5 protein-coding genes are annotated in these 8,086 nt (G+C 71.8%); all 5 read right to left on the reverse strand.

Annotated features, from left to right (window positions below; genetic code table 11):
- Positions 1-27: 27 nt before the first annotated feature.
- Positions 28-2,340, reverse strand: a complete 2,313-nt coding sequence (locus tag ABZY11_RS28585; RefSeq protein ID WP_356481892.1) for a bifunctional glycosyltransferase family 2 protein/CDP-glycerol:glycerophosphate glycerophosphotransferase — start codon at positions 2,338-2,340, stop codon at positions 28-30.
- A gap of 182 nt (positions 2,341-2,522) precedes the next feature.
- Positions 2,523-3,434: a carbohydrate ABC transporter permease gene (locus ABZY11_RS28590; RefSeq protein ID WP_356481893.1), complete on the reverse strand. Its 912-nt coding sequence runs from the start codon at positions 3,432-3,434 to the stop codon at positions 2,523-2,525.
- Positions 3,431-4,849, reverse strand: a complete 1,419-nt coding sequence (locus tag ABZY11_RS28595; RefSeq protein WP_356481894.1) for a sugar ABC transporter permease — start codon at positions 4,847-4,849, stop codon at positions 3,431-3,433. The genes ABZY11_RS28590 and ABZY11_RS28595 overlap by 4 nt, the downstream gene beginning before the upstream one ends.
- 4 nt (positions 4,850-4,853) lie before the next feature.
- Entirely contained in the window at positions 4,854-6,215 is a 1,362-nt protein-coding gene (locus ABZY11_RS28600; RefSeq protein WP_356481895.1) for an ABC transporter substrate-binding protein, read from the reverse strand.
- A 140-nt stretch (positions 6,216-6,355) separates the two neighbouring features.
- The coding region (locus ABZY11_RS28605) for an FtsK/SpoIIIE domain-containing protein (protein ID WP_356481896.1) at positions 6,356-8,086 on the reverse strand (1,731 nt) is incomplete at its 5' end.

The following is an 8,086-nucleotide window of genomic DNA, read 5'->3' on the forward strand; positions in this document are numbered from 1 at the left end:
TTCTGTGGGGGAGGGGGAGGAGCACGGTCATGGGTGGTTGGTGGGCCGGGCCGCGGCGAGGCCGGGGTCCGCGGGCGCCTGCCGGTCCGCGGGCACCGTGGCGGTGGCCGGTACGGGTACCGGGAACCGCGCCGGGTTCCCCGCCGCCGGGGCGGGGAGCCGCCGGTCCGGCGGAATCGCGGGCGGCTGCACAGCGGTGTCCCCGAGGAAGACCCGGCGCACCACCCGCTCCGCCGCGTGCCCGTCGTCGTACGGGCAGAAGCGCGCCCGGAACGCCGCCCGCAGCCGGGCGGAGCGGGCGCCGCACCAGTGGCCGGTCGTGAAGATGTCGAGCAGCTCCTCCTCGCTGTGCGCGATCGCGCCGGGCGGGCAGGAGTGCAGATCGAAATAGGTGCCGCGGGCCGCTTCGTACGCCTCGCGGTCGCCGCAGTGGATGACGACGGGCCGGTCCAGATTGGCGTAGTCGAACATCAGCGAGGAGTAGTCCGTGATCAGCGCGTCCGAGGCGAGCGCGAGCGACTCGACGGAGGGATGGCTGCTGACGTCGATGATCCGCGGATGCGGCTCGCGGTCCATCGGGGCGTCGTACGAATAGTGCGCGCGGGCCAGGATCACGAAGCCCGGACCCAGGACCCGCAGCACGCGCGCCAGATCGAGAGCGGGGCACTGGGCGCGGCGGTAGTCGCGGTGGGTGGGCGCGTACAGCAGGGCCAGCCGGCCCTCGGGGATGCCGATCACCTCGCGCAGCCGCGCCACGTCGTCGGCGGTGGCCCGCTGGAAGACGTCGTTGCGCGGATACCCGTACTCCAGTGTCGCGCAGTGCGCGGCGGCCGACGGGTACGCCTTCTCCCAGACGAGGGTGGAGTGACGGTTCGCCGAGAGGGAGAAGTCCCATTTGTCGACACTGGCGAGCAGCCGGCCGAAGTCCGCCCCGCGAGCCGCCGCCGGGCGGTCCTGGAGGTCCAGGCCCATGGTCTTGAGCGGTGTGCCGTGATGGGTCTGGAGCAGCACCTGGCCGCGCCGCTTGACCAGCCGCCGGTCGAAGTTGACGTTGTTCACCAGATATCTGGAGCGGGCCAGCGCCCGCCAGTAGCCGTACGTCCCGGGGGCGAGCCTGCGGGTCGCGGTGGGCACGGTGTGCGCGTCCTCGGGGCGGCAGATCCAGGCGGTCCGCAGTCCGGGCACGAGCTCGCGGGCCTTGGCCTCGATCGCCGCCGGATTGCAGGCGTAGCCGCGGTACCAGTACGCGGCGAACACCGCCCGGTCCCCCTGGACGGGCAGCCTCAACTGGACGCGGTAGTAAGCCTGGAGCGCGGCCGCCCGCAGCACCCGGTGGACCGCCGCGGCGATCCGGCGCAGCCGGCCGCAGAGCGCCTGCGCGCTCCACAGCGCGCGGTACGTACGGTGTGCGCCCAGCCGGATCAGGCCGTGGCGCAGCCGGGTGCGGAGCGGGGCGGGGGTGCCGGGGGTCCGGTAGCGGCGGCAGTGGACGCGGGCCCGGCGCAGGAACTCGGCGCGCCCGCCGCGCGGCAGCCGGCCCCGGGTGGTGAACAGCGTGGAGAAGTGGTCGAGCATCCTGCGGAAGATCAACGGCCGCCAGCAGGCGAGTCGGGGGCGGGCGTCGATGAACGCGAAGACCCGGTCGTACTGCTCGAAGATGTCGAAGTGGCTGCGGCTGGTGGTGGACAGGATGTTGCCCCGGCGCCGCTGCCGGTAGCCCACGCACACCCGGTCGAGGACCGCGATCGAGCCGGCGGCCATCAGGACCGGGTAGGTCCAGGGCGTGTCCTCGTAGTAGCCGGGCGGGAAGGTGAACCCCTCGGCCTGGACGAACGCGCGGCGGTACGCCTTGTTCCAGACGACCATCAGCACCTTGAGCAGGCCGGGCCGGTCGGCGAGCGTGAAGGCCGGCGGGCCGGTCTCGGCGAGCTGCCCGGCGAAGCTGTTGCGTAGGCTCTCGCCCGTCCAGTACGTACGGGCGTAGTCGTAGACCAGTACGTCGGGTTCCCCGGTCGCCCCGATCCGGTCGGCGACCGCCCGCAGTGCGCCGGGGGTCAGGGTGTCGTCGCCGTCCAGGAAGATCAGGTAGTCGCCGGTGGCCTGCGCGATTCCGGCGTTACGGGCCCGGCCCAGGCCCACGTTCTCCGGCAGGTGCAGGGCCCGCACCCGGCGGTCGCGGGCGGCGAACTCGTCGATGACGGCGCCGCAGGCATCCGGTGAGCAGTCGTCCACCGCGATGATCTCGAAGTCCTCGAAGGACTGGGTGAGTACCGAGTCCAGGCTCTCGTGCAGATATGCCTGAACCCGGTACGCGGGCACGATGACACTGAACCGGGGCACAACACATCCATGGGTCGTTCGCTGCGCGGGCGGGTGGTCCGCAAACGTCCGATGGAGTGCCCGGGTTACGTCAAAACGTGGCAAATCCACGAAATGGCAGATGGGGCGGGGCTGCTGTGGTGAGCAGCCCCGCCCCGTGTTGACGTACAGCAGTGCGCATTGCGCCACCGCTCGCTCGCGGCCTACTTCACCGCGCCCGCCATCACGCCGGAGACGAACTGACGCTGGAAGGCGAAGAAGACCGCCAGCGGAATCACCATCGACACGAAGGCGCCGGGCGCCAGCACGTCGATGTTGTTGCCGAACTGCCGTACCTGTTGCTGCAGGGCCACCGTGATCGGCGGGGAGTCGGAGTCCGCGAAGATCAGCGCGACCAGCATGTCGTTCCACACCCAGAGGAACTGGAAGATGCCGAGCGAGGCGATCGCCGGACCGCCCAGCGGCATCACGACCCGGGTGAAGAGCCGGATCTCGCCCGCCCCGTCCAGCCGGGCCGCCTCCAGCAGCTCCCTCGGGATCTCCGCGAAGAAGTTCCGCAGCAGGAAGATCGCGAAGGGCAGGCCGAAGGCCGTGTGGAAGATGATCACGCCGAAGGTCGTCTCGAAGATCCCGACCGCGCCGAACAGCTTGGAGACCGGGACCAGGGCGACCTGCACCGGAACCACCAGCAGCCCCACGACCACCAGGAACCACCAGTCGCGGCCGGGGAACTCCATCCAGGCGAAGGCGTATCCGGCCAGTGAACCGATCACGACGACCAGGACGGTCGCCGGGACGGTGATCATGACCGTGCTGAGGAGGGAGTGGGTGATCGTCGAGTTGTCGAGCAGCTGGGAGTAGTTGTCGAAGGTGAGCTGGGACGGGGCCGTGAAGACCTTCCACCAGCCGGTCGACGCGATGTCGTCCGGGCCGCGCAGCGAGGACAGCAGCAGCCCGATCGTCGGCATCAGCCAGAACAGGCCCACCAGGACGAGGAAGACCCGCATCGCACCGCCGCCGGCGCGGGCGGCGATACGCGCGCCGAGGGACCGCTCGGCCTTCAGCGGAGCATCGTTGGCCGGCGTGCTCGTGGCCGTGGTCGACGCTCTTGTCATCGGCGCCCCTCCTTCCGGATCCGGCGGATGTTGACGTACATCACCGGGAGTACCAGCAGCAGCAGGAGTACGGCGATGGCACTGCCGATCCCGAGGTCCGCGTCCGTGCCGAACGAGGACCGGTAGAGCTGGAGCGCCAGCACGTTCGCGTCGTCCTGCGAGGAACCCGGCGCGATGATGAAGACCAGGTCGAAGATCTTCAGCACATTGATCATCAGCGTGACCAGCACCACCACGAGCACGGGCGCGAGCATCGGCACCGTGATCCGGCGGAACACCTGCCACTCGTTCGCGCCGTCCACCCGGGCCGCTTCGAGGAGTTCACGGGGCAGCCCCGCGAGCCCCGCCGCGATCAGCACCATCGCGAACCCGGCCCACATCCAGACGTAGGAACCGATGATCCCGGGGGTGACGAGCGTCGGGCCGAGCCATTCGACCCCGTTGTACGGCTCCTTGAAGTTCGAGGCGGGGAGCCGGAGTCCGGCGCCGTCCGCCGACGCGGGCAGGGTGAACGTACCGTCCGCGCCCGCCGTCGCCGACGCGACGACCTTGCCGTCCTTGACCGCCTCGACCTTGAGGCCCTTGAGCCCCAGCTCCTTGGCGTCGATGACATTGGGCCGGCCGCCACCGCCCTTGGTGAAGTCCAGCCACGCGGTGCCGGTGATCTCGCCGTCCTCCGCCGCGGCGGCCTTCGCGGGCTTCGCGTCCTTCGGCATGTTCGCCGGAACCACACCGACCAGCGGCAGCCGCACCGGCTGCCCGGCCCGTACCGGCTCCTTGGTGACGAACGAGCCTGCCGCGCCGGCCTTGAGCGGGTGGACGGGCAGCGGATGCGCCTTCGGGTACCCGGCCGACTCGGCGAACGTGTCGTGCACACCCACCCATACGGCGTTGGCGACCCCGCGCTCCGGGGCGGCGTCGTACACCAGCCGGAAGATGATCCCGGCGGCGAGCATGGAGATCGCCATCGGCATGAAGACGACCAGCTTGAACGCCGTGCCCCAGCGGATCCGCTCCGTCAGCACCGCGAAGATCAGGCCGAGGGCCGTGGAGACCGTCGGCGCGAGCACGACCCAGATCGCGTTGTTCTTGACCGCCGTACGGATGGTGTCGTCCGTGAACAGCGCCTTGTAGTTGTCGAGTCCGGCGAAGCCCGTACCCGCAGGGTCGAAGAACGACCGGTAGACGGAGTACACGATCGGATAGACCACGAGCGCGCCCAGCAGCACCAGCGCGGGTGCCAGGAAGAGCGCCGCGATGAACCGGCGGGTGCCGGTCACACTCCTGCGGCTGCGTCCCGGGCCGCCGGACAGCGGGTCCGACGGCTTCCTGGGCGCGGGCGCCGATGGCCCCGCGGACGATTGCTTGTCGGCGGGGGGCACCGCGTCGGCGCCCCCCGCTGCGGGTGTCGTCATTCCGTCAGCTCTTGTACGCCTTGGCCGCGTCGGACTCCAGCTTCGCTTGAGTCCCCGCGATGTCCTTCGGGTTCTTCAGGAAGTCCTGGAGGGTCTTCCACTCGCCCTTGCCGGGCGTCCCGCCGAACGACTGCGGCGCCTGGTCGGACATGTCGAACCGGACCGAGTCACCGGCCGCGACCAGCGCCTTTGCCATCGTGCGCTGCACCTCGTTCGGGTACGCGGCGGCGTCCAGGCCCTTGTTCGGCGAGATGAACCCGCCCTGCTCGGCCATGATCTGCGCGGCGTCGGTCGAGGCCAGCCAGGTCAGCAGGGCCTGGGCGCCCTTGCCGTCCTTCAGCGCCACCGCGGCGTCGCCGCCGGTCACGACGGGGGACTCGGCGCCGACCGCCGGGAACGGGAACACCTTGGCGTCCGTTCCGATCTTCGCCTTCGTCTGCGCGATGTTGACGCCCACGAAGTCGCCCTCGAAGACCATCGCGGCCTTGGGGGTGTCACCGCCGGTGAAGGTCTGGGTGACCGAGGCCGGGAACTCCGTCTGCAGCGCGCCGTCGGCGCCGCCCGCGATCAGCGACGGCTTGCCGAAGAGCTGCCCGAGCGTGGTCAGCGCGTTCTTGACGGACGGGTCCGTCCACTTGATCTTGTGCTGGGCCAGCTGGTCGTACTTCTCCGGACCGGCCTGGGAGAGATAGATGTTCTCGAACCAGTCGGTGAGGGTCCAGCCGTCCGCGCCGCCGACCGAGACCGGGGTGACACCCGAGGCGGAGACCGTCTCGGCCGTCTTCAGGAAGTCCTTCCAGGTCTTCGGCTCGGCCGCGCCCGCGTTCTCGAACGCCTTGACGTTGTACCAGATCAGGGACTTGTTGGCGGCCTTGAAGTAGACGCCGTACTGGGTGCCGTCCACGGCGCCGAGGTCCTGCCAGACCTTCGAGTAGTTCTTGGCCAGTTGGGCCTTGGCCTCGGGGCCGACCGGCTTCGCCCACTTCTTCTGGGCGGCCTGCTGGATCGCGCCGACCTGCGGGATCATCGCGACGTCCGGCGGCTGGCCTCCCGCGATCTTCGTACCGAGGAAGTTGACGATCGGGTCCTGCGCCGGGACGAAGGTGACCTTCGCCCCCGTGCGGTTCTCGAACTCCTTGAGGACCTTGACGAAGTTGGCCTGTTCGGCACCGGTCCAGACGGCCGCGACCGAGAGCTTCTCGCCGTCCAGCTTGGGCAGCGCGACGCTGGAGGGGCTGCCCTTGTCGCTCCCCGAGGTCTTGTCCGGCTTGTCCTTCCCGCCGTCGTCACTGCAGCCGGTGAGGGCCAGTGCGCCGACGGCGGTGAACACCGCGGCGGCCCTGCTGATCCGAAGGGTTGTGCGCATTGCTTCCCCGTCTCTCACATCGTTGGTGCGCACAGTCCTACGCCCGGTGTGCGGACGCCGCAATACCGCTTCTCGTGTCAACTCCTTGATCGTAATGGGCTCGTGACGTGATGTCAGTGCATGTCGGGACCCGGTGCCCGTCAGGAGTGGACGGGCCCGAGCGGGGCTATCGGCTCGGCGTTCACCGAACGGGCCGCCCGCTCCAGCGCACTGGCCAGCAGCGCCAGGTCCGTCGGTCCGTTGCCCAGTTCGCGGACCGGGCGCCGGGTCGGCGGATCGCCCATCCGCTCCCACTCCAGCGGCACGACGGTGGGCCGCAGCGTGGCGGTGCGCGGGATGCGCCCGGTCACCCGGCCGCCCTGGAACGGCGTCACCCGCCCGTCCGGATGCCCGAGCCTGCCCCGGCCGGGCGCCGGGTCCTCCGGCGACGGCGCGACCACCGGAGCGTCCAGCACGATGCGCAGCCGGGCCCCGTGGGCCAGGTCCGTGTCCTCCGTACGCTCCGGGCGGGCGGACGCCGCGACCAGATGGACGCCCAGCCGGCCGCCCTCCCGCGCCACGGCCTCCAGGGCCCGCACAACCGAACCCGCGGCGGGGCGGCCGGGGCTGCCGAGCGCCGGGGCGACCAGCGCGTCGAAGTCGTCGACCAGGACGACGAGCCGGGGCAGCGGGGAGGGCCCGGAGTCCGAGGACCGGGCGGTGGGACGCAGCCGGAGCGTGCCGCTCATCGGGGTGTCCACGTCACCGCGCTGTTCCGCGGTGACCGGCGGGCGCTGGCCGACCACCCGCCGCGCCACCTCGTGCCGGTGGTGCCACTCGGTGAAGTCGTACTGGCCGAGCAGCTCGGCGCGACGCTTCAGCTCGCCGCCCAGCGCCTGGGCGAACTCCCGCATCCGCACCGGATCGGAGGCCACCAGGTGCATGAACGCGTGCGGAAGTTCGGTACAGGGGCGAAGACCCTCGCCGCGGTCGCCGCCCGCGCCGTCGACCAGCAGAATGCCCAGCCGGTCGGGCCGGGCGGCGGCGGCGAGCGAGGCGGCGACGGCCCGCAGCAACTCCGTACGTCCGCTGCCGGCCGGTCCCTCGATGAGGAGGTGGGGGCCCTCCTCCGCCAGATCCACGCTGACCGAGCCCCGGGGCCCGGCCCCGAGCACCACCACGGGCCGCCCGACGGCCGCGGGGACGGTGCCTTCGGCGGAGGAGGAGGCGGGGGCGACCGCGGGGGCGGGTGTGCCGGTGCCCGCGTCGGCGTCCGTGCCCGCGGTGGCCTCGACGGCGGTGCGTCCGGCCTCGGCGGCGCTCTGGGCGCCCCGCGCGGCGATCCGTGGCGTGTCGCTGCCGCGCGGCCCGCTGACCCGGTTCGAGCCGCGCCCGGAACCGGTGGAACGGAGACTGTCGGCCCCCTGGACATCACCACCGCGGTCAGTGGCGCTGCCCCAGGGGCCGGTCCCGGTCCCGGGAACGGTCCGCGAGCTCGGGGTGTCCCCGGGCGCACTGACGTAACGCTGCCCGCCGACCCGGGGCACGGAACCGGAGGGGTACGGCGTGCGGCCGGAGTCCGGGTACGGGGTGCGGCCCGAGTCGTGGGCTTCGTCGACGGCGAGGGTGCGGCCCGGGGTGCCGATGTGGGTGGCGCTCTCGCTGCCGGGGTACGGGGTGCGGCCCGAACCCGGGGCGTATCCGCCCGTGCCGTCCGGGCCCGGCGCGCCGCCCGCGCGCTGGGCGCCCACGCGGGGGCCCGCGCCGCGCGGGTACTCCGTACGGCCCGAGCCGTGGGTGTCCGGATCGGCGCCGTGGTCCGTGCCGCCGGCCGCCGGTCCGCCGCGCGTACTTCGGCAGCAGCCTGGGACTGAAGGTGCCCAGCCGGTCCC

This window comes from Streptomyces sp. NPDC006510 (genome assembly GCF_040611955.1).
Taxonomy (GTDB): domain Bacteria; phylum Actinomycetota; class Actinomycetes; order Streptomycetales; family Streptomycetaceae; genus Streptomyces.